General features: G+C 64.3%; 21 protein-coding genes and 1 pseudogene. 14 read left to right on the top strand and 8 right to left on the bottom strand.

All coding sequences use genetic code 11. The features are described from left to right. From CH273_RS10830 to CH273_RS10820, 3 genes and pseudogenes are all read left to right on the top strand, one after another. Window positions 1-788: pseudogene (locus tag CH273_RS10830) on the top strand (formaldehyde dehydrogenase, glutathione-independent); the annotation flags it as partial. Between the two features lie 96 nt (window positions 789-884). Further along, entirely contained in the window at window positions 885-1,088 is a 204-nt protein-coding gene (locus CH273_RS10825; protein WP_032394246.1) for a zinc-ribbon domain-containing protein, read from the top strand. A gap of 22 nt (window positions 1,089-1,110) precedes the next feature. Next, on the top strand, window positions 1,111-1,734 hold the full coding sequence (locus CH273_RS10820; protein WP_052049308.1) for a luciferase domain-containing protein: 624 nt from the start codon (window positions 1,111-1,113) through the stop codon (window positions 1,732-1,734). Window positions 1,735-1,803: 69 nt separating this feature from the next. On the opposite strand, the gene CH273_RS10815 is transcribed toward CH273_RS10820, so the two are convergent. Next, window positions 1,804-2,961, bottom strand: a complete 1,158-nt coding sequence (locus tag CH273_RS10815; RefSeq protein ID WP_032394247.1) for a beta-ketoacyl synthase N-terminal-like domain-containing protein — start codon at window positions 2,959-2,961, stop codon at window positions 1,804-1,806. Between the two features lie 191 nt (window positions 2,962-3,152). Between CH273_RS10815 and CH273_RS10810 the strand changes: the two genes are divergently transcribed. Further along, the gene (locus CH273_RS10810) at window positions 3,153-4,760 is read left to right on the top strand and encodes a sensor domain-containing protein (RefSeq protein ID WP_052049309.1); all 1,608 of its coding nucleotides are present in this window, start codon (window positions 3,153-3,155) and stop codon (window positions 4,758-4,760) included. A 113-nt stretch (window positions 4,761-4,873) separates the two neighbouring features. Next, window positions 4,874-5,806 (top strand): glycoside hydrolase family protein, encoded by a 933-nt coding sequence (locus CH273_RS10805; RefSeq protein WP_052049310.1) that lies wholly within the window; start codon window positions 4,874-4,876, stop codon window positions 5,804-5,806. 14 nt (window positions 5,807-5,820) lie between these two features. On the opposite strand, the gene CH273_RS10800 is transcribed toward CH273_RS10805, so the two are convergent. The 3 genes from CH273_RS10800 to CH273_RS10790 form a co-directional block, all read right to left on the bottom strand. Beyond that, a complete protein-coding gene (locus tag CH273_RS10800; RefSeq protein WP_032394249.1) occupies window positions 5,821-6,846 on the bottom strand; it encodes a phosphotransferase family protein in 1,026 nt (341 codons plus the stop codon). Then, window positions 6,843-8,054, bottom strand: coding sequence for an acyl-CoA dehydrogenase family protein (locus tag CH273_RS10795; protein ID WP_032394250.1), 1,212 nt, complete (start codon window positions 8,052-8,054; stop codon window positions 6,843-6,845). Before CH273_RS10795 ends, CH273_RS10800 begins: the two co-directional genes overlap by 4 nt. Before the next feature lie 91 nt (window positions 8,055-8,145). Continuing rightward, window positions 8,146-8,763, bottom strand: coding sequence for a TetR/AcrR family transcriptional regulator (locus CH273_RS10790; protein ID WP_032394273.1), 618 nt, complete (start codon window positions 8,761-8,763; stop codon window positions 8,146-8,148). Window positions 8,764-8,915: 152 nt separating this feature from the next. Between CH273_RS10790 and CH273_RS10785 the strand changes: the two genes are divergently transcribed. From CH273_RS10785 to CH273_RS10775, 3 genes are read left to right on the top strand one after another with little or no spacing between them, the layout of a single operon-like run. After that, entirely contained in the window at window positions 8,916-10,532 is a 1,617-nt protein-coding gene (locus CH273_RS10785) for a class I adenylate-forming enzyme family protein (RefSeq protein ID WP_052049311.1), read from the top strand. Then, on the top strand, window positions 10,529-11,821 hold the full coding sequence (locus CH273_RS10780) for an MFS transporter (protein ID WP_045196129.1): 1,293 nt from the start codon (window positions 10,529-10,531) through the stop codon (window positions 11,819-11,821). Before CH273_RS10785 ends, CH273_RS10780 begins: the two co-directional genes overlap by 4 nt. 55 nt (window positions 11,822-11,876) lie before the next feature. Continuing rightward, window positions 11,877-12,671 (top strand): MerR family transcriptional regulator, encoded by a 795-nt coding sequence (locus tag CH273_RS10775; RefSeq protein ID WP_032394251.1) that lies wholly within the window; start codon window positions 11,877-11,879, stop codon window positions 12,669-12,671. A gap of 13 nt (window positions 12,672-12,684) precedes the next feature. On the opposite strand, the gene CH273_RS10770 is transcribed toward CH273_RS10775, so the two are convergent. Then, window positions 12,685-13,233 carry a TetR/AcrR family transcriptional regulator gene (locus tag CH273_RS10770; RefSeq protein ID WP_141214760.1) on the bottom strand — a complete coding sequence of 183 codons (549 nt, stop codon included), beginning with the start codon at window positions 13,231-13,233 and terminating at the stop codon, window positions 12,685-12,687. A gap of 68 nt (window positions 13,234-13,301) precedes the next feature. Between CH273_RS10770 and CH273_RS10765 the strand changes: the two genes are divergently transcribed. Together CH273_RS10765 and CH273_RS10760 are read left to right on the top strand one after the other, a co-directional pair. Next, window positions 13,302-13,679 (top strand): hypothetical protein, encoded by a 378-nt coding sequence (locus CH273_RS10765; RefSeq protein WP_032394252.1) that lies wholly within the window; start codon window positions 13,302-13,304, stop codon window positions 13,677-13,679. Window positions 13,680-13,818: 139 nt separating this feature from the next. Next, window positions 13,819-14,643: a dienelactone hydrolase family protein gene (locus CH273_RS10760; RefSeq protein WP_032394253.1), complete on the top strand. Its 825-nt coding sequence runs from the start codon at window positions 13,819-13,821 to the stop codon at window positions 14,641-14,643. Window positions 14,644-14,701: 58 nt separating this feature from the next. On the opposite strand, the gene CH273_RS10755 is transcribed toward CH273_RS10760, so the two are convergent. Further along, complete coding sequence (locus CH273_RS10755) at window positions 14,702-15,067, bottom strand: DUF1330 domain-containing protein (RefSeq protein WP_032394254.1); 366 nt, start codon at window positions 15,065-15,067, stop codon at window positions 14,702-14,704. Window positions 15,068-15,409: 342 nt separating this feature from the next. On the opposite strand from CH273_RS10755, the gene CH273_RS10750 reads away from it, so the two are divergent. Then, complete coding sequence (locus tag CH273_RS10750; protein WP_032394276.1) at window positions 15,410-16,309, top strand: 3-hydroxyacyl-CoA dehydrogenase; 900 nt, start codon at window positions 15,410-15,412, stop codon at window positions 16,307-16,309. 110 nt (window positions 16,310-16,419) lie between these two features. Here CH273_RS10750 and CH273_RS10745 read toward each other — a convergent pair whose 3' ends face one another. Beyond that, complete coding sequence (locus tag CH273_RS10745; protein WP_032394255.1) at window positions 16,420-17,622, bottom strand: helix-turn-helix domain-containing protein; 1,203 nt, start codon at window positions 17,620-17,622, stop codon at window positions 16,420-16,422. A 128-nt stretch (window positions 17,623-17,750) separates the two neighbouring features. Here CH273_RS10745 and CH273_RS10740 point away from each other — a divergent pair, with 128 nt between their 5' ends. Both CH273_RS10740 and CH273_RS10735 read left to right on the top strand, forming a co-directional pair. Continuing rightward, the gene (locus tag CH273_RS10740) at window positions 17,751-19,415 is read left to right on the top strand and encodes an FAD-binding dehydrogenase (RefSeq protein ID WP_032394256.1); all 1,665 of its coding nucleotides are present in this window, start codon (window positions 17,751-17,753) and stop codon (window positions 19,413-19,415) included. A gap of 2 nt (window positions 19,416-19,417) precedes the next feature. Continuing rightward, window positions 19,418-20,347 (top strand): MBL fold metallo-hydrolase, encoded by a 930-nt coding sequence (locus tag CH273_RS10735; RefSeq protein ID WP_032394277.1) that lies wholly within the window; start codon window positions 19,418-19,420, stop codon window positions 20,345-20,347. A 26-nt stretch (window positions 20,348-20,373) separates the two neighbouring features. Here CH273_RS10735 and CH273_RS27355 read toward each other — a convergent pair whose 3' ends face one another. Next, the gene (locus tag CH273_RS27355; RefSeq protein WP_230596633.1) at window positions 20,374-20,769 is read right to left on the bottom strand and encodes a LuxR C-terminal-related transcriptional regulator; all 396 of its coding nucleotides are present in this window, start codon (window positions 20,767-20,769) and stop codon (window positions 20,374-20,376) included. 210 nt (window positions 20,770-20,979) lie between these two features. On the opposite strand from CH273_RS27355, the gene CH273_RS10725 reads away from it, so the two are divergent. Next, window positions 20,980-22,221, top strand: coding sequence for a TetR/AcrR family transcriptional regulator (locus CH273_RS10725; protein WP_032394257.1), 1,242 nt, complete (start codon window positions 20,980-20,982; stop codon window positions 22,219-22,221). Window position 22,222: the final 1 nt, after the last annotated feature.

Here is a 22,222-nt window from a genome sequence, read left to right as displayed (position 1 = left end):
CAAAAGCCGAGTACGTCATGGCACCGTACGCAGACTTCAACCTGCTGAAGTTCCCCGATCGTGATCAGGCTCTGGAGAAGATTCTCGACCTGACCATGCTCTCGGACATCTTCCCCACCGGCTTCCACGGAGCGGTCACCGCAGGAGTCAAACCCGGTGCGACGGTGTACATCGCGGGCGCGGGACCGGTCGGCCTCGCTGCTGCGGTCGGTGCGCAGTTGCTGGGAGCGTCGGTGGTGATCGTGGGCGACATGAACGCCGACCGGTTGGCCCAGGCGCGAACGTTCGGCTGTGAGACCGTCGACGTGGGCAAGGGTGCACCGCAGGATCAGATCGAACAGATTCTCGGTGTGCCGGAGGTCGATGCCGCGGTGGATGCGGTGGGCTTCGAGGCCCGCGGTCACGGTGGAGATTCGTCGAGGGAGGCCCCGGCCACGGTTCTCAACTCGCTCATGGACATCACCACGGCGGGCGGCGGCATCGGCATCCCGGGGTTGTACGTGACCGGCGATCCCGGCGGCGTGGACGAGGCTGCTCAGCGCGGAGCTCTGTCGCTCAGCCTCGGCACCGGTTGGGCCAAGTCGCTGTCGTTCGCCACCGGGCAGTGCCCGGTGATGAGCTACCACCGCGAGTTGATGAATGCGATTCTGAAGGAACGTGTTTCGATCGCGAAGGCGGTGAACGCGACGGTCATCACTCTCGACGACGCACCGCGGGGCTACCGCGAATTCGACAGCGGAGTCGCTCAGAAATTCGTCATCGATCCACACGGCATGATCGCGAGCTGACACCAACCCTGCCGGCACGGTCACAGTCGAGAAGAACGCGACGGTGACCGTGCTGCGCCGAGTTCGGCAGATGTTCGTGACACCTATGCTGGGGTGATGTTCCTACTCTTCGGTTTCGGCAGCAAGCGCAAACACGTCGGCCCAGGCTCGACGCGGACCTGCCCGCGGTGCCACAACACCACGCAGTGGGCGCGCATGAAGCAGTACCAGCAATTCACGCTGTTCTTCGTCCCAGTTGCTCGGTGGAAGCGGGTCCAGTTCGAGCAGTGCGGAATCTGTGGTGATGCAGTGTCGGTGTGAAAGCCTCCAGAATCCTCGGCTCGTGAACATCGCCGAGGACTACGCGGCATGGAAAGCGCTCGGCCCCGGTGGGCTACCCGCCAACATGGTGGGGTGGGCAATCACCGAGATCCTTACCCCGCTCGGTAGGGATCCGTTGACCGTGCGTGGCGTCGACGCCGCATCGTCGGCGTGGGAGCTGCCAACCCGGCCCGGCCCCCGTCCGTCGGTGGCCTCTTATCCGATTCCGCATCGCCAGCTGAACGGAATCGCGCCGGGCGGCCCGGTGTCGATGTTCGACGTCCTCGAGTCCTGTGCGCGTGCAGATTCCGATCGTCTTTACCTGGGCACAAGTCATTTCGAGAAGCGCGGGCAGGCTCTCTACGTGGTCGCCGAGGCCCGACGACCCGGTGTGGTGAGACAAGCCGGTGGGGAGATCGCTCACGTCCACCCCAGCGACGGGTCGCTGCACGTCGTCGCGCAGCACGGCGATGCCCAGCGCATCATCGATGCCGGTTGGGGAGAATTGCATCCGCTGGCCGGCCGCCCACCGATCGGACTTCCCGAGCCCTACGTCCTGCTGTACTCGCCTCGAGACCGTCACGACGTCGAGCAGATCACCCGGATTCTCTATCGCATTGTCGAAACTGCCGTCAGCACAGGCTGATCGCTCGATCGCCGAGCGGCGCTCGGGAGCTCGGCAGCCCACGCGAGCTGCCGAGCCCCCGATGACGACTCACGCCGGTGCCAGCACCACCACCGAGTTGTGTCCGCCCATTCCCAGGGAAGATTTGACGGTCAAGCCGGGCTCCGCAGCGGTGAAACCGTCGAGCAGCAACGGGTGCGCATCGGATACCTGCGGGGCTGCGGGCACGAGTCCACGCTCGAATCCCATCACCGCAGAGATGGTTTCGATCGCCGACGCCGCGCCTTGGCAATGTCCGGTCAACGGCTTCACCGAATACACCTGCGCGTGGGAGTCCAGCACCGTCTCCAACATGGTGGTTTCCGCTGCATCGCACTGCGCGGTGCCGGGTCCGTGGGCGTTGAGATACCGCACCTGCCTGGCAGTGACGTCGGCGTCGGCCAAGGCCTGCTCGAAGCAGTCCCGCACCTGGGTGAGCGCAGGGTCGATCGAGGTGGCGTGAAACGCGTCGTGTGTCATCGAACCGCCCAGCACCCGTGCGTACGACGCCGAACTGCGCGTCGACAGTACGAATGCCGTTGCGGCCTCGCCCATTCCGAAACCGCGGCTACCTTCTTGGAACGGCCGGCAGCCTTCCTGCGGCTCCACGTCCACGACACCGACGCCGAGCTTGACGAAGTGGTCTATGTTCTCCGGAGTCAGGGACAGATCCGTGGCGACGAACACCACGTCGTCGACGAATGCCGTATCGAGCCACATCTTGGCGGTGAGCAGACCGGCGTTGCCCGACGCGCACATCGCCGAGACGTTCATCGCCGGGCCGTGAAAGCCGTATTCCTGCATCAACAGCGACACCGGGGTAGACGGCATGAGTGTCAGGTAGTCCCGAACACGGCGTTCTCCGCCGTCGAGCAGATAGAAGTTGCGCCACTCGTCCACTTCACCCAGGACGACGGCATGGATCAGACCCACCCGTCGACCCGGCTGCCAGCCACGCGCCAACGCATCTTCGACGGCTTCGCGTGCGGCCCCGCGAAGTGCACGCCCGAATCGACTCGATACGTCGTTCTCGTCCCCGCCGTCGGGAACTTTCGCGAGCCACACCGGATTGTGCCCGGGTCTGGTCTGGTCGTGGTGCAGGGTGGCCGCCGCCTTGCCGGTGAAGAGGCCGTCCCACAGTGCGGATGCGCCCCAGCCGTAGCCGGACAGTGCGCCGATCCCGGTGATGTCGATGCCATGAGAGCTCATCGTCGAAATCCATTTCTTTTCGAGGTACGCGAACCGGATTCGGCTCGCTCCTCGATTTAGCCCGGTAAACCGGCATCGGGTCCAGCCGAGAAAGAGGCATAGCGCCCGAATCGGGCGGTACACTCCAGAGGTGCCTCGGTAGGTGGTTCAATCGGGTGTTGACCGTCTGTCTACGAACGCGAGGACCGAGCATGGAATCAGGGGAGCGCAACAGCGTCGGCGACCCTGATTCACGTGCCGCGTCGCCAGGACTGGCGGATCGATATCGGGTTCTCGTCGAACATTCACCGGATGCGATCGGAGTCCACCGACGAGGCGTGATGGTCTACCTCAACCCCGCCGGAATGAAGTATCTCCGTGCCCGGAGTGCCGCCGACGTCATCGGCCGCCCGATCACGGCGTTCATCGCCCCCGAGTCCGTTGGGCCCATGCTCGAACGGATCGCCGCCCTCGACAGGCACGGCACCGCCAGTGCAGCGTCGGAGGCGACGGTACTGGCCCTGGACGGGACGGTCCTGACAATGGAAGCGGTGTCGGTTCGCACGGTCTGGAACGGCGAGCCGGCGTACCAGGTGATACTTCGGGATCTCACCGAGCACAAGGCTGCGCAGAGGGCGCTGCAGAAGCAAGCTGCACTGGTCGAGCACGTCAGCGACGCCATCATCGGGGTGTCCGCCGACGGTCTGGTGTCGAGTTGGAATCCCGCCGCCGAGTCGGTCTACGGACGACCGGCCGCGGACGTACTCGGGCGTAGCGTCTCGCATGCGGTGGGGGTGCCGTGCGATCCGGCCGCCATTCTCGGTCTGGGTGGTCGGCTGTGTGAGTCGCATCGGCACGCGGACGGATCGGCGCTGGCCGTGATGGTCTCCGCAGCCCAGATGCCCGACGGTTACGTGTTGGTCTGTGCCGACCAGAGCGCGGTGCGCAGAGTCGAGGAACACTTCACCGCCGTCGTGGAATCGCTGGAGGCGGGGGTGGTGGTCCTCGATCACTCCGGCCGCATCGAATCGGCGAACCTCGCAGCGAAGACGATTCTCGACATTCAGGTCGGAATGGCGACGGCAGGACAGGCGTCGGTCCTTCCGTTTCGCGTGTACGGCACCGACGAGGGGCCGATCGAGCCGCACGAGCACCCTGTCGCCGTCACCAGCAAGACCGGACAACCCTGCCAGGCCGTGATCGGAATCGAACGGTGCCGGGACGGCCGACACTTCTGGTTGTCCTTGACGGCGACGATGCTCAACGCATCCGACCCGACCCCCTCGGTCGTCGCGACGTTCGTCGACATCACCGACACCTATCGGATGAGCATGAAGCTCGAGCATGCGGCCACACACGACGACCTGACCGGCCTGCCGAACAGGCCGTTGATCCTGGCTCGTCTGGACGAGCAGTTGGCCGAGTCCGATCGCGAGGACTCGATGGCCGTGCTGTTCATCGACCTCGACAACTTCAAGACCATCAACGATCTGTACGGTCACACCGTCGGCGACGCCGTTCTGGGTGTGGTCGCAGACCGTCTGACGCGAGCCCTTCCGGCCGAGGCCTTCGTGGGGCGTATCGGAGGCGACGAGTTCGTGGCCGTCGTTTCGCACTGTGTGGGGACCGAGGCCGACGACGTACGCGCCGAGCTCGCCACACCGATCACGGTCGCGGGGCGGGTGTTGACGGTGACTGCGAGCATCGGCGGCGTGACCGTCGACCGCGACGACACCCGAAGTGCCCTGGACATACTCGACGATGCAGATCACGAGATGTACCAGGCCAAGCCGATCACGCAGTACATTTCGCATTCATAACAACATCGGTAGCAATCTGTTGTTTCTGTTACCGAAGGTACGCATGGTGCGTACGACTCGGACATACTTCGTCGGTGATATCGACCGCGCGCAGGTTCCTTCTCGTCGTACCCATGGTGATCCTGGCGGTCGCCGGGTTGCTGTTCTCTGCTGCAGGAACCGGTGCCGCTGCGCCCTCTGTGTGGCGCTACACGATGGTGGCGTTCGGTAACGACAGCGATCGAGACATGGATGTCTACGAATCCGGCGACGGCACCGATTTCACAGCGCTGCAGACAGCGGCGTACCGACCGCCGTCCGGAGTCGTGCGTGACGCGAGCATATTCCGGCACACCGACGGTATGTACTACGTGACGTACACGACCGGCGGAGGTGCGAACATCGGCTTCGCGCGCAGCAGTGACCGCGTGAACTGGACGTTCCTGCAGAACTTCCCGATTCCGTTCTGCTGCGCTTTCCTCCCGGGCACCGGAGCCGGTACCGGCTCGGCCAGCCCATCCGGGTTCAGCGGATCGGCCGGCTTCTCGGACGGACCGTCGTTGTCTCCGTTCACCACGAAGGCGTGGGCACCGGAGTGGTTCGTCGAGGGAGACCGTGTCAGCGTCATCGTGTCGCTGTCCACCGGCGGTGGGTTCGTGCCGTATCTGATGACGGCCCTGGATCCGGGCCTGAGGATGTGGAGCTTTCCGGATCCGTTCGTCGGCATCGGAGCCGACCACATCGACACCACTGTGGTGAAAGTAGGGCCGACCTATCACGCGTTCACCAAGAACGAGACCCACAAGGTCATCGAACACTGGACGGCGCCGTCGTCGATCGGTCCGTACACCCTCGTCCCGAGCCGCGATTTCGGGCCACTGAAAGAAGGTCCGACCGTCATCGAATTACCCGACGGTACATGGCGGTTGTACTACGACGACTACACCAACCGAAAGTACTTCTACTCCGACAGCACCGACGGGTTGAACACCTGGTCCGAGCCTCGGGAACTCCCGGGTGTGTCGGACACCGTCCGTCACGTCGGTGTGATGAGAGAGCCCGCCTGACAGTGGTTTTCGCGTCAGTCGGTGGCTCCTGCGAGTGCCCGTAGCCCGGCCGCGATGAACTCCCCGGTGGCCTCCGCGGCATTGCCTGCACCGGCCCCGGTGTCGGAGCCCGACAGCGCGCGGTGGGTGATTCCCTCACCGATCACTCCGAGCTTGAAATTGGCCAGGGCGAGGTAGAAGCCCCAATCATGAAGTTCTCGACCGGATTCCACTGCGTAGTGTTGTGCGAGGTCCGCCGCGGACGGGTATCGATCGCTCGTCCATGCAGCGTCTGCGCCGAGGACCGCATCGAAGACCGGTTGGCGGTAGATGCACATCAGTGCGACGTCGGTCAGGGGATCACCGAGCGTCGACATCTCCCAGTCCACGACCGCAGCAACGGAACCGACGTCATCGGCGTCGAGAATGGTGTTGTCGACACGATAGTCGCCGTGCACGATGGACGACGCAGATCCCGCCGGTACCGCCGCTTCGAGCGCGCGATGCAATCGGTCGACATCGGGCAGGTCGCGAGTCTTGACTCGGTCCCACTGCCGAGCCCACGTGGCGACCTGCCGCGCGACGAAACCGTCGGGTCGGCCGAAGGTACCCAGGCCGACGGCGTCCGGATCCACCGCATGCAGTCGCGCGAGAACTCGAACCAGCTCCGCGGCGTTGGCAGTGACCTGCTCGTCCGTCAGATCGTCGAGATCTTCCCGCGTGCGGACCACTCGGCCGGGGACGAACTCCACGACGGTCATGGGCGCACCCAACGTGGAACCGTCTCGGTCGAACGCGACGGTTCGAGCGACCGGTACATCGGTGCCCGCCAGCGCCTCGGTGACGGCCCATTCCCGGGCCATGTCGTGCGCGGAGGGCGTCAGCCCACTGGTGGGAGGTCGACGGACGACCCAGGTCGAGGTGTCGTCGTACGCCCGGTAGGTGAGATTGGACCGACCGCCGCTGATCATCTCGACCGACAATGCGCCGTCGACGTCGATTCCGTGTTCTCGAAGAAACCGTTCCAGCGCAACGAGATTCATACCGGGCAGTTCGCTCACGCCTGTGCCTCCCGCGCTGCGCGCTTGGCAGCACCGATCGTCCGCTTGGCGATGGCCCACCGGTGTACCTCGGACGGGCCGTCGTAGACCCGGAACGGGCGTACTTCGCGGGAGAGCCTGGCCAACGGAAGATCGTCGGAAACCCCGAGGCCGCCGCACATCTGGATACTGCGGTCGACGATACGGAAGATGGCCTCGGCAGCGAACGTCTTCGCGATCGACGTCTCGTTGGCCGCGTGCCCACCTCGATCCAACTCGAAGCACGCCACCGTCAGCAGCGCCCTGGTGGCCGCGATGTCGATCTCGTTGTCCGCGACCATCTTCTGCACCATGCCGAGGTCTCCGAGCTTTCCGCCGAATCCCTCGCGCCGGGCAACCTGCGCGACGGCGATGTCGTGCGCACGGCGGGAGGCTCCGAGCCAGCGCATCACGTGCGTCATCCGGGCAGGGCCCAATCGAACCTGGGCGTACGCGAATCCCTCGTCGACGGCACCGAGCACGTTCTCGTCGGGCACGAACGCGTTCTCGAAGAACACCTCGCAGTGACCGCCGATCATCGCTTTGTCCAAAGTACCGATGTGTCGGCCGACCCTGATTCCCGCGGTGTCGGCGGGTGCCAGGAACATCGTGGCCCCGCCGCGATCGCCGGGCGCGCCCGAGGTGCGGGCCATGATGATGAAGAAGCCTGCGCCGTCGGCTCCGGTGATGAACCACTTGTGCCCGTTGATCTTCCAGCCACCCTCGACTCGCTCGGCGGCGGTGGTGAGTGCCGCGGGATCGGAACCGGCACCCGGCGCGGGTTCGGTCATCGCGAAAGCCGACCGCACGTCGCCGCGCGCGAGCGGAGCGAGAAACTGCTCTTTCTGCGCTGCCGACGCGATGTGAGCGAGCATGTGCACGTTGCCTTCGTCGGGGGCTCCGAGGTTGAGGGCGATCGGACCGAACAGCGAGTATCCGGCTTCCTCGAACACCGGTGCCCGGTCGCTCATCGACAGCCCGTGGCCGCCGTACTCGACCGGCGCGTGCGGCGCGAACACGCCTGCGTCCTTGGCGGCCGCCTGCATCTCGATGCGTAGATCGTCACCTCCGGCGTCGGCGACGTTGCCCAGGAATCGGTCTTCGATGGGAAGCACATGATTGCGGGTGAACGTGCGTGTCCGATCGATCAGCTTCTCGATGTCGGGGTCGTACGTCAGATCGATGGCCACGATGCGCTCCCATTCCGATACCGACCGAACACTCGCTCGGTCACTGGAAGATTGGCACAATCGGTCGGTCGGGTCAAGGATCCCCGGGTAGCTATCGGTGCCCGCCGGTCGTGGCACCCACCGTGCGACGGGCGATGTCGAGATAGACCGCCACCAGCTCGCTCGGAGTCGACGGCCCGTCCGGTCGATACCACGTCGCTACGCCGACACACATCGTCGTCACGGCTCGACTGGCGTCCCTCGGGTGCGGTGTGTCGAACAGGCCCGCATCGACACCGGCGGCGACGATCGCGTCGAGCAGTCGTTGTTCCTCGTCCCGTTTGGCAATGTAGGCGGAGCGGTTCCCGGGATCCAGGCTGCGGATTTCCGTCGAGCACACGAATGCGGCGTCGCGCCTGTGAATGTGGAACAGCAGTAGCGATTCGACGACGGCGTCGAAACGGTCACTCGGCGACGTACCGGCACCGGCCTCGGCCGATCGAGTTCGCTCCAACAGCTCGTCCATCGCCGCGTCCATGATGCCCACCAGAAGAGCCTGCTTCGACGGAAAGTGGTGGTAGAGCCCGGGAACCGACAGTCCGGCTTCCGCTGCGATCTGCCGAACCGATGTTCCGTGGTAGCCCTGTTCCACGAACGTCTTCAACGCCGACGACAAGGCAGGGGAGAGGTTCGAGCCCTCGTACGTTCGCCAGGTGGATGTCGCGGTCATGCGCCCACCGTAGATGGCCGGGCGGCGGGTGTGGTCCCGGAAGCACCCGGTTGACACTTCTGTTGTGATCCGTAACACTACCGAGTATCGACCGAGCGAGTGTTCGGTCGGTCGATCTCGGTCAGGCCAACGTTCGATCGAAAGAGTCCTCGATGCCCCTCACCATCCTCGATGCCTGGCGCGCCCGGGTGTTCCGGTCGCCCGACCGGCCTGCATTGGCGTACTTCGATGCCGTTCTCACCGCCCGCGAGGTCGACGAGGCCTCCGATGCTCTCGCTGCCGCGTTCGCGGACCGCGGAGTGAACCCCGGCGACCGCGTCGGCATCTACCTGCAGAACGTTCCGCACTACGCACTGACGTTCTTGGCGCTGTGGAAGATCGGTGCCGTAGCTCTGATCCTGAATCCGATGTACCGCAACCGAGAACTGCGACACCTGCTCGACGACGCGGAGCCCGTAGCGCTCGTGTGTGACGAGTCCGATCTCGGCGAGCTCGAAATCTCGTTGCAAGGCAGTACGATTCGGTTCTTCGTGAGCACCAGCGGACTGGATCTGCAGACTCGCAACGATCCGCGAGTGTTCGCCGCGACGACGCGGGTCACGCCGACACCCGAGAACGACATGCTCGGCCTCGTCGAGGCCTACCGCGGTCGAGTGCTGGACGACACCGCACCGCAGCCGGACGATCTTGCGCTGTTGGCATACACCTCCGGAACCACGGGGCCGCCCAAGGGGGCTCGGATCTCGCACGCCAACGCGTTCGCGACGGCCTCGGACTTCGGTGAGCGTGCAGGTACGGAGGACGGCGACGTCGTCTTCGCCGTCGCGCCGCTGTTCCACATCACCGGGGCCATGCTCGATGCTGCTGTGGCTCTGGTGCGTGACTGCGTGCTCGTGTTTGCTCACCGCTTCCACGCAGGCGTCACACTGGACGCTTTCGTCGAGCATCGAGTCACCTACACCATCGGATCCATCACCGTGTTCAACGCGATCTCCGAGAGCCCCGGCGCGGACCGCAGACATTTCGCCTCCGTCAAGGCGCTGTACTCCGGCGGCGCACCCATTCCGCCGGCCACCGTCTCCGCGTTCGAGGCGAAGTTCGGGTGCTACATCCACAACGCGTACGGAATGACCGAGACCACCGCAGGCGTGATCGCGGTACCGCCAGGACTCCGGGCACCGGTGGACGCGTCGAGTGGATCGTTGTCCGTCGGACTGCCCCTCCCTCGCGTGCGGTTGCGCACACTCGATCCCACCGGGCTACCCACCGAAACGGGAGTAGCCGGCGAGTTGGAAGTGTCCGGGCCGCAGGTGGTCTCGGGGTACTGGCAGAACCCGGAGGCGTCGGCGTCGACGATGCCCGAAGGTCGCCTGCACACCGGGGACGTAGCGATCATCGACGAACAGGGCTGGGTCTATCTCGTCGACCGACTCAAGGACCAGATCAACGTCTCCGGATACAAGGTCTGGCCCCGAGAAGTCGAGGACGCCCTCTACGAACACCCGATGGTGTTCGAGGCAGCCGTGGTCGGTCGTCCCGACACCTATCAAGGGGAATCGGTGGTCGCGTACGTGTCGGTCCGCGGTGGTCCGGCCGTGACCACGGACGAGCTGATGGCCTTCGCGCGCGATCGGCTCGCTGCCTACAAACGTCCGAAAGAAATCCACATCATCGACGAGCTGCCCAAGACGCAGACCGGGAAGATTCGTCGCGCAGCACTCAAACCTGTTTCAGCACAGACTCACTCGAGCGAAAGTGGCACCCCATGACCGTCGGATCACCCCGCGACACCCGCTCGACACCGGACATCTCCTCGCGGAAGAAGTCGTTGTTCGCCAGCACGATCGGCAACGTACTCGAATGGTACGAGTGGAGCGCCTACGCAGTGTTCGCGCCGTTCATCGCCGCGGCGATGTTCAGCCAGAGCGATCCGGTCTCGGCCCTGCTGTCGACGTTGGCGGTGTTCGCCGTCGGATTCCTGATGCGGCCGCTCGGCGGCATCGTGTTCGGCCGGATCGCAGACAAGAAGGGGCGCAAGTTCGTTCTCGTCACCACCATGCTGATGATGGCAGCCGGAAGCCTGCTGATCGGCATCATGCCCACCTACGGAGCGATCGGGGCCTGGGCATCGGTACTGCTGCTGCTCGCCCGCGTCATGCAGGGTTTCGCGCACGGCGGCGAGTCGGCGACGGCCTACTCCTACGTCGGCGAGATCGCGCCACCGAACCGTCGAGGCATGTGGGGAAGCGTCGCGTTCGTCGCGATCTTCGGTGGCTCGGCACTGGCATACACGGTCGGTGGCGTCATCACCTCGACCCTGTCCGAATCTGCTGTCGGTCAATGGGGTTGGCGCATCCCGTTCCTGCTGGGTGCACTCCTGGCGCTGTTCGCTCTGTATCTGCGCAAGAACATGGACGAGAGCGACGTCTTCGATTCGGAACAGAACAAGGTGAAGCAGGCCCCGATCGCACGCAAGACCGTCGTGAAGGCGATCGTATTGATGATCGGAATGACGTCGGGAATCACGGCGGCGCACTACACCTGGACCTCCTACGTCTCGACGTTCGCCATCACACAGCGTGGGATGAACCCCGACACCGCGTACTGGATGCTGGTCATCGCTCAGTTGATCGCGTTGGTGTCGCTGCCGTTCTTCGGTCGTCTCTCGGATTCGATCGGTCGTCGGCCGATGCTGGCCGCCTTCGCCGTGCTGATGTTCGTTCTGCAGATCCCGCTGACGATGATGATCTCGACGCAGTGGTGGACGTTGCTGCTCCCGTCGACGGTTGCATTGCTCGTCATCGCCGTTCCGGCTTCGATCTTGTCGTCGACACTGTCGGAGAGCTTTCCCACCCGACTCCGCACGCAGGCAATCGGATTCGCCTATTCGTTCTCGGTGGCGGTATTCGGCGGAACTGCGCCCTATCTCAACCAACTCTTCCTCGGCCTCGATCTGGGTTGGGTGTTCGGCGTGTACATCATGTTCCTGGCCGCGATGACCGGTGTCGCGTGCTTCTTCATGAAGGAAACCAAGGGAATTCGACTCGAAGATGTCTGAACCGACTTCGGTCGAGCTTGCTCCTGACGTGACGTGAGGTTCTACCGTCTGATTCATGAACAACAACGGTCCGATCACCTGGGGAATCGGTGACGTCGCGCGTCGAACCGGCGTCACCGAACGTACGTTGCGGTACTACGAGGAACTGGGTTTGCTCGCCCCCGACCGAGACGGCGGGGGCAGGCGTCGGTACGGCGGGGGAGACCTCGATCGGCTGTACCGAATTCGGTTGCTCCGAGAATTGGGTACACCGCTTGCCGATGTCGATCCGGAAGCGATGGACCTCCAGCACCTGACGCGGCAGCATCTGACCGACCTGGACCATCGGATGGCACAGCTCGCCCGGGTGCGCGAACGGGTTCGGGCGGTCGAGGACCGGCTTCTGCAGGGCGCTCAGCCGGGAGACGACGCCTTGTTGGACCTGCTGTCGGGCCTGTCGACCGACGAGCCGGCGGTGACCAGGCGTACCACTTTGCTCGTCTATCGAGACATCGCGGCAGCCCATTCCTACCTCGTCGACGTGCTGGGACTCGCACCGGGACCGATCGAATACGACGGCGACCGAGCAGTCCACGGCGAGGTTCACGCCGGTGACGGTGTTGTCTGGTTGCACCGCGAGGCTCCTGAACATCGGATGGTGTCGCCCCTGACCAACGGCATGGTCACCGCCTCGCTCGCTGTCCTGATCGACGACGTGGACACCCATCATGGACGGGTGTCCGCAACCGGCGCAGCAATCGACTACGCGCCCACCGACATGCCCTACGGCGTCAGGGAGTACGGCGTTCGTGATCTCGAGGGTCACCTGTGGTCCTTCCAGACGCCGATCTCGGAACCGGTGGCGTCCTGAATCCGTTCGCCCCTCAGCGGATTCGTCGGTGATCGAGCAATGAGGTCGATGCAGTATCGGCGAGGTCACTGCCTCCCAGAAGACGCATGAGCAGAAGGCCGTCGAGCATCGCCACGGCAGCCGCCGCTTCCGTTCGTCGATGGTGCGCGTCGCCGACCACGAAGCCCCCGAGCCATTCGATCCAGCCCTCGACCAAGTGCGAGGCCACAGATCTGTAGGGCTCGAGTCCTGCTGTTGCTTGTCCGATCGCCTCGAAGTACAGACCGAACAGCGGATCGTACTCAGGCTGTGCCACAACCGGCCACGCCGTCGCGACCAATGCGCGGTGATCCCTCATCGGCGTCGAGAACGCCGCGGCCAACACGGTTTGCAATCGATCTCCGACTACCGACAGCACAGACGTGACGAGGTCGTCCTTCGTCGGGAAGTAGTAGACGACCGTGCGATCGCTGATCTTCAAACGCGCTGCGAGTCTGCCGAAGGTCAAGCGGCTCAGGCCGCCTTCCAGGGCGGCCTCCAGTGCCACGGACAGCATCTCCTCGCGTGAATGTCTCTTGACCACTCCTTGATCGTAGTGGCCACTACAGGTAGCTTGAGTTGTAGTGACCACTACAACTCGAAGGAGATGTCATGCGTACACGTTCGACTCCATTGCTCGCACTGTCGGTTCTGCGATCGACCGCCGGAGTGGTCTCGTGGGTGAGTCCAGCGCACTCGTGGCGTGCCTTCGGTCTCGGACCCATGCGTCAAGCCGGAAGTGCGGGGGTGGCGACGCGTCTGTTCGGAGTTCGCGATCTCGCGCTGGGAATGGCACTGCACCACCCATCCGCAGACGTTCGCAAAGCAGCCGTGGAGGCCGGGATCGCGATCGATGTTCTCGACGTCGCGGCAAGTGTGATCGGACGTCGTGCGGGCGCGCCTGCGGCGAGTCTGGCCGGAGTGGCCGCTGGCGCAACGCTGTTCGTCGTGCTGGGCGTGACGATCATCGCGGACTCGGATTCCTGGTGATCATCCGGTCAGCGCGTCGGTATCGGTCGCCGCCTGTCGAACATCCTCGGTCGGGGTGACGTATTTCGTGAAGCACGGCTAGCTTGGACGGCATGCGTCGGCTGGGCGCGGTGGATATCCGACAGAAGGGCGAACTCCCATGACCGATGACACGCTGGCCGACTTCGAGCGAACCGAGTTCACCGCGGACGGGCGGACCGCGCCGGTGTATCGCATCGGAACCGGACCGGCCGTGATCGTGATGTCGGAAATGCCGGGCATCACTCCGAGGGTCGCGGACTTCGCGAGAACCGTTGCCGGAATCGGTTGTACGGCCGTTGTTCCGCACCTGTTCGGAGTCGACGGCAAGGATCCGCTGGCCGCCCCGCTGGGACCGCTCGGCACCGTGGCCACCATGTCCCGCGCCATGGTGCCGGCGTGCATCTGCCGCGAATTCACCATCCTGGCCACCGGCAGATCGTCGCGCATCGTGGTGTGGTTGCGCGCTCTGGCGGCGCAGGAGCACGAGCGCTGCGGCGGACCGGGCGTCGGTGCCATCGGAATGTGCTTCACCGGCGGATTCGCTCTTGCGATGGCGGCGGACGATCGACTGATCGCACCGGTGCTGTCGCAGCCCTCACTTCCGTTCGCGGCATCGAAGTCTCGCGGTAGGTCCATCGACATCACCCCCGGCGACCTCGACAAGGTGAAGAGTCGTTGTGCAGCAGGCGAGCTCACGGTCCTGGGGATGCGTTTCGAAGGCGACAAGATGTGCCCGCCCGCGCGATTCCAATGGTTGCGCGAGCAGCTCGGCGACGCATTCGTCTCGGTGGAACTGCCCGACTCCGCCTTCAACCCGGAAGCATTCGGACCGCCGCATTCGGTCGTCACCGAAGGACTGATCGATGCTCCGGGGGAGCCGACACGGCAGGCGTTGGATCAGGTGCTCGACCTGTTCCGTAGTCGGTTGCTCCCGACAGAGTGAGTAGATCGCTGTCTCGCCCCTGCTGAGTACCGAGCAACTCGGTCGGCGAGCCCCGAATTCACGACCACGGAACGGTGGCCTGCAGAACCGCCTCCTTCAACGCGCCGGTCCGCAGTGCCGTCACCGCCTGGTAATCGGGATCGGCCACCATGTCGCTGAACGCCTTGCGCGAGGGGTACTGCACCAGCAGAACCGCATCCCAGGCCTGACCGTCGTCGGCTACCAATGCCGTCGAGCCGTCGCCCGCATACAGCACCGTCGCGCCGTAGCGCGGGAGGAACGTCTCGTCCAGTGCTTTCGCATACTCTGCGTACGAATCGCGGCCACCGTCGGCGAACCGCAGCAGGTTGAGCATCACCACAGGCCCACCGGGGTCTTCTTCCAGATAGCGCCTGAGGTCTCTTCCGCGGGGATCGACAGCCATCGATCGAGTATGCGTCAGCCGACGATCCGATGGAGAGGAAATTGCCACCGCGCACGCACCACCGACGGCACCACGCATCGAAAATCCAGCACGGACGGCGGCGAAGGGCCTCCGAATGCAGATACAACCGACAGTATCGGTGACACCGCCGGGCAGTTGGCCATGGCGGTTGTCATGGGAGCGCGCTCGATTTCTTTGCCCGGGTGACAGGTCCTCGGGACAGTCGACCGCTCGTTCAGCGAGTCGATCCGCTGTTCGATGCCGAGACGGTGGTTCCATGGTCAGCGGTAGAACTTGTAGAGCGGGAAACCAGTGACTCGATGAATGGGAAGTGTGTCGTCCATGGCCGATGTTGAGAAAGTGACCGTATTCGGAACTGGAGTGCTCGGTTCGCAGATCATGATGCAGGCGGCGTACCATGGGAAAACCGTTGTGGGATACGATATTTCAGACGAATTGTTGGCCAAACTGCCGGATCGCTGGGAATGGATGCGCGGATACTACAAGCGCGACCTGAAGACCTTCGACGAGGCACGTTTCGACGAGGCCATCGAATCCATCACGACCACCACCAGCGTCGCGGAAGCCGTTTCGGACGCCGACCTGGTGATCGAAGCGGTTCCGGAGGATCTCGAGCTGAAGAAACGTGTCTGGTCGGATATCGGCGCGTCCGCCCCGCCGAGAACTATCTTCGTGACCAACTCGTCGTCGCTACTGCCCAGCAGCTTTGCGGAGGCCACCGGGCGGCCGGAGAAATTTCTCGCACTGCACTTCGCCAATCTCGTGTGGCGGTACAACACAGGTGAGGTGATGGCAACTGCTGCAACAGATCCCGTTCACTTCGACACCGTACTGAACTTCGCTTCCGAGATCGGTCTCGTTCCCGTTCCGGTCCGAAAGGAAGTACCGGGATACGTGTTGAACAGTCTGTTGATTCCGCTGCTGCAAGCAGGAGCCAACCTCTACGTCGGCGGTGTTGCCAATCCTGCCGACATCGACAATGTGTGGCGAATAGCCACCGGGGCGCCCGCCGGTCCGTTCCAGATATACGACACGGTCGGCTTCAACGTCGCAGCACACATCGCGCGCGCAAGCGGTGGCGAGGATCAAGTGAAATTCGCCGATATGCTGCAAAAGGGCATCGACGCGGGAAAGACAGGCCTCGGGGACGGAGAGGGTTTCTACACGTACGATTCCGACGGCCGGCGACTCGATGCTGTCGAGTCGTGGAACATCAACTGAAAGCGCTCGATCTGTGTCTCATTCCGATGGAAGAGACTGTTGTCGAGGTACGGCCGGACAGCTTCCCGTCGTAGCCCGTCGCGCACCGCAGCGATGGCCGCCGAGCCGGATCAACCGAGTTGCCGCAGTTGAATCGCGGTGTCGAGCGCCAGCCGATGCCACGCCGATCGCGGATCTCGGCCGGTCAGTTCCTGGGCTCGGCGCAGTCGATAACGCAGCGTTTGCGGATGCACATGCAACTGTGCCGCTGCGGCCGTGGCGGTGCCGGTGGCGATGAAGGCCGAAAGGCCCTCGAGGATATGCGCATTCGCGGCCTCGATGAGCGAGCCGAGTACGGTGCGCACCACCTCGCTCGTGTCCGCGGTGGGCCGCGCGGTCAACAGTGCCAGCAGCTGCCCGTCGCCGGTGTCGAGCACGGCACGATCGTCGAACGCATGCTCCGGTGCCGTGTCCAGAGCATCGGAAGCGAGCCTCCACGCGCCGCTGACACCGGCAATGGTCGACAGCTCCACGAGGCATCCACGCACACCGGTCGCTCGGGACGCGCCGTCGGCACGGTCTCGACCGATCGAGGACGGCAGCAGCAGGATCGCCCGCTGCTCGCGTCGGGTGCACAGGTGACTGCGCGTCGTCGACGGCGCGGTGCGATCGGGCGGCGCGAGTCCCAGTGCGAGAACCAGAGATTCGATGGTGTCATCGGTCAGTGCTCTGCCCGCGCTTGTCATTTCCACCACCAGTAGATTCGGGTGACCGGACAGTTCGAGGTCGAGTTCGCGGGCGCGATCGGCCACCGCTCCGGGCGAGTTGTGTCTGTTCGCCAGCAGGTCGTCGAGCAAGAGGGCGTGAGCCTGCGCCCGATTGGATGTGAGTTGTTCGCGCGCAACGATGTACGCGCCGATGATCTCCTCGGATATCGCGTCGATGGCGTCGAGCACGCCCAGGCTGAGATCGGCGATGTCCGGTGGGTCGAGCGCATCGAGGTACTCGGTCGCCACGTGCCGAACGAACACGCTCGATGCAACTCGATAGGCTCTGAGCACGTCGGCCAACGGTCGGCCGTCGGCGGCGCGAGCCGCACCGATCGCGCGAAATCGACTGTGATCACGTCCGTCGAGAGCCGGATCGCCGCCTGCCCACAGCGTCATCAGGCGACGCAGCGACCAGTAGGCGATCGCCTCGACATCGGCCGACTGCGGACCGTCCAGGGTGCGGTAGACCGGAATTGCATCCCGCACGGCCTGCACTGCCGACGCCACCACAGCCACCAGTTCCGCTTCGATCTCGGCGACCACCGCGGTCCGGGCTCGGTACATCGCGGCATCGTCTCATATTTGTCGGTGGCTGATGAACCGTATTGTCAACGAAGCTGATTTCCTTGAGTTCCGGCGCCCACGACAGCACAGTCGAGGGAGACAGTCGGGTCGAGCAGAAGAGTGGGGCAATGGACGCAGACGTGATCGTGGTGGGTGCAGGCTTGGCCGGACTGGTGGCGACCGCCGAACTGGCCGACGCCGGAAAACGGGTGCTCCTCCTCGACCAGGAGCCCGAGCAGAACCTGGGCGGTCAAGCGTTCTGGTCCCTGGGCGGTCTGTTCATGGTCGACACCCCGGAGCAGCGACGCATGGGCATCAAGGATTCCGCGGAGCTTGCGTGGCAGGACTGGCTCGGCACCGCTACCTTCGATCGCGGCATCGACGATCCGGCCGGCGAGGACTACTGGGGACACCAGTGGGCGCGCGCGTACCTCGACTTCGCGGCCGGGGAGAAGCGCTCCTGGCTGCACGCGCAGGGCGTGCGGTGGGTACCCGTAGTCGGGTGGGCCGAACGTGGTGGCTACCTCGCCGAGGGACACGGGAATTCGGTTCCGCGGTTCCACCTGACCTGGGGTACCGGGCCCGGGGTTGTCGCACCGTTCGAGCGGCGCGTGCGGGAGGCCGCCGACAAGGGATTGGTGCGCTTCGGTTTTCGTCACCGCGTCGACGAGTTCATCGTCAGTGCAGGCACAGTTGAGGGAGTTCGCGGCGTAGTTCTCGAACCCAGTGCCGCGGAACGAGGTTCGGGTAGTACCCGCGTCGAGGTGGGCGAGTTCGAGCTGCGTGCCGGAGCCGTGCTCGTCACCGCGGGCGGCATCGGAGCCAACCACGACATGGTGCGGGAGAACTGGCCGGCACGGTTGGGAACGGCTCCGAAGTCTCTGATCTCCGGAGTCCCCGAACACGTCGACGGCCGCATGCTCGGCATCACCGAGAAAGTCGGTGGACGTCTGGTCAACAAGGACCGCATGTGGCATTACACCGAGGGCATCAAGAACTGGAATCCGATCTGGAAGAATCACGGAATCAGAATCATTCCCGGCCCGTCGTCCATGTGGTTCGACGCGCGTGGTCGACGGTTCCCGGTGCCCAATTTTCCCGGATTCGATACCCTCGGAACGTTGAAAGCCATCCAGGACAGTGGATTCGACTACTCCTGGTTCGTTCTGACGCAGAAGATCATCGAGAAGGAGTTCGCGCTCTCGGGATCGGAGCAGAATCCGGACATCACCGGCAAGAACCTCAAGCTCGTCCTCGGCCGAGTATTGCCCGGTGCCAGCGGACCGGTCGAGGCGTTCAAGAAGAACGGAGAGGATTTCGTCGTCGCCGACACCCTCGCCGAACTCGTCCAGGGCATGAACAGGATCTCCGGCGAAAATCTGATCGACCTCGTCGATCTGAAGCGGCAGATCGAGGCCCGCGACCGTGAGGTCGACAACCCGTTCACCAAGGACCTGCAAATCTCCGCAATCCACAACTCGCGTCGTTCGCGCGGAGAACGCATCGCGCGTACCGCCTCGCCGCACAAGATCCTCGATCCCAAGTCGGGTCCGTTGATTGCCGTGCGTCTGAACATCATCACGCGGAAAACGTTGGGCGGCATCCAAACCGACCTGCAGGGCCGGGTTCTCGACGGCGACGGACACGCGATCGACGGGCTGTGGGCGGCCGGTGAGATCGCAGGATTCGGCGGCGGCGGTGTGCACGGGTACCGCTCACTGGAGGGAACCTTCCTCGGTGGGTGCATCTTCGGCGGCCGGCAGGCGGGACGCGCGATCGCCGCGCAGGCGTGACGGTGGCCCTCAGAATCGGTCGTCCCGCGCTGCCGGGTCCGGCGGAGATCGCCACCACTGAGTCGGCGGGTCCCCATTCGCCGGTGACAGTGTCGTTTCTCGGTGTCAGCACCGTGCTCTTCGACGACGGCCGATCGGCGATCCTCACCGACGGCTTCTTCTCGCGACCGTCGCTTCCGAAAACCCTCGTACGACCGCTGCGGTCGGACATGGGGCGCATCGATGCGGCCCTGCGCAGAGCGGGGATCACCACGCTCGACGCGGTGCTGTGTGCCCACTCGCACTACGATCACGCACTCGACTCGGCGGCGGTAGCGCTGCGTACCGATGCAGTTCTGGTCGGCGGTTCCTCGACCGGGTTCATCGGGCAGGGCTCCGGGCTCCCGGACGACCGGATCGTCGTGGTCGCGAACGACGAGACAACGGTGCAGGGCAACTTCGCCGTCTCGTTCGTCGAATCGGTTCACTCGTATCCGGACCGAGCGCACGGAACGATCGAGCGGCCACTGACCCAGCCTGCTCGGGTGCGTGAGTACCGATGCGGGGAGGCATGGTCGATGCACATCGAACACGTTCCCAGCGGCCGTACGGCACTGGTGCACAGCAGCGCCGGTTTTCGTTCCGGCATGCTCGAAGGCCGCCGTGCCGACGTGGTCTACCTCTCGATAGGGCAACTCGGTCGACGGCCGCGCGTGTTCATCGAGCAGTACTGGCAGGAGACGGTCGTGGCGGTCGGTGCCCGACGCGTGGTGTTGACGCACTGGGACAACTTCTTTCGGTCCCTGGACGAACCACTGCAAGCGCTCGCGTACGTCTTCGACGACATGTCTGCCTCCGTCGATGTGCTGAACGCCTGCGCGCGGAGAGACGACATCGACCTCGAATTGCCGACCCTGTGGCGACGCGCGGACCCGTGGGCGGAACGAGCCTGACACCGACCCTGCACGCGGGCTGACGATCACAGATCGTCGAGGGTGACCAAGCCGTCCTGCAGCGCCCGGGCCACGAGCGACGCTTTGGTCGGTGCCGCACGACCGACGGTGGCGTACTTCGCGCGAATTCGAGACAGGTGGGTATTCACCGTGCCGAGTGCGATGTGCAGAACCGCACACACTTCTTGTTTGGAGTCGCAGCGCAACCACGCACCCAGGACCGCGATCTCGCGGGCGGTGAGTCCGGGATCGGCGAACCTCGTCGCTTCCTGCTGTGACCTGGGAGTCTCGGTACCGGGATTTGCGACGGTCCTGGCGCGCACGGTCGATGCACTGCGGCGCGGCGCGAATCGCTGCGCCGGATGGATCGCGGTACCGGACGCGACCTGAATCGTCGTGGTCGACAGACCTGTACTCGTCACTCGCATTGCATCCGACCCCTGCTGTCCGACTTGGGTGTTTCGGACATCCGACCACGCCGGAGAATATGAAACAACACCAACCGGTTCGAGGCAGAACACGGCATTGGAGGCTTCTGTCGATCCAGGTTTATCGGTTTGTAAAGTCGGGTCTTCACGGGGCCATTGTTATAGTTCACTGTCCACTGGATCGAATACCGTAGGCGGTCGTCGTTGAGCCCGAAATCCACACCCCGCGAACAACTGCTGCGGGCGGGCTCACGATTGCTGACCGATCTCGATATGTCGGTGCTCGCACGATCGCTGTCTATCGCCTCGGTCGTGGAAGAAGCCGGGTTGTCGCACCAGACTTTCCACAATGCTTACCCCGGGTCCTCCCGTGCCGGGGAGCGTGGTGGCAAGGAAGCGTTCGTCGAGGACTTGCTCGCGCACGTGACTCTGCAGTACACGAAGCCCGGCGATGCAGAGCATGCCTCGTCGGATCTCGCGTCCTACTTCGAGCAACTGACCTCCGGTCTGCTGCGCAGGAGAATGATCGGCGCGATGATCGCCTCCGACCACGCCGGTGCGAGATCGTCGTTGGCACCCGAATTCGATGCCATGGACGCCGCAATTGAGGATGCCGTCCGGCACAAGCTCCGTGCACTCGGGGGTTCGGTGAGAACGCCGCTGACGGTGACCGGACTGTCCAATGTCCTCGTCGCCCTGCTCGACGGTCTTGCTTTCCGTGAGACCCTCAGCCCGGGAACGGTGCCCACGTCTCGTGCGTCCACGGCTGTCGAATCGCTGCTGGAATGGGCGGTGGACCCAGTTCACTCGGATCGCCGTGACCGCACAGCGGGACCCGCGGACGTGCCCGCTTCTCTCGACGGTTTCGATCATTCGAGGGCCGACATCGAATCCGACGTCATCGCGGCGACCGAGAGGTTGTTCGCGGCACACGGATATTTCTCGGTCACCCTCGCCGACATCGCCACTGCTTCCTCGCTCACCGTTGCCGATCTCAAGCGCCTGTTCCCGAGCAAGGTCGACATCATCGTTGCCGCACTGACGCCCGAGTTCGAGCGCGTCCTCCGGCTGGGTCGTGCGGACGCCCGACTGGAGGTGGAACCCATTGCGGCTCTGGAACGTTCGGTCGGGCGGCTTGCGGAGTTCGTGGCGCGCAACCGCTCTATGAGCTCGGGGATGCTGCTGGCACTGAGCTTCGAGCAGTTTCACGAGCCGAGCACTGTCACCACCATTCGGGAGCAACTCCCGCTGCCCTCGGCGCTCACCCCGATCCTCGAACGTGGCCAGCGTCGAGGCGACTTCGGTACCGAGGCGTCGGCAAGCGAACTTGCGACGATACTCGCCAACAACGTGGTGATCAGATCCGTCTCACGGTCCGAGGAAGGTCCGGAACAAGTCTCCGACTACGTCCTGCGGGTGTTCCTGTCGGGAATACGCGCACGTTGAG

The sequence above is a fragment of the Rhodococcus sp. 05-339-2 genome (assembly GCF_002258965.1).
Taxonomy (GTDB): domain Bacteria; phylum Actinomycetota; class Actinomycetes; order Mycobacteriales; family Mycobacteriaceae; genus Rhodococcoides.
Note: the sequence above shows the minus strand (reverse complement) of the source record. Positions and strands in the feature narration are given on the sequence as shown.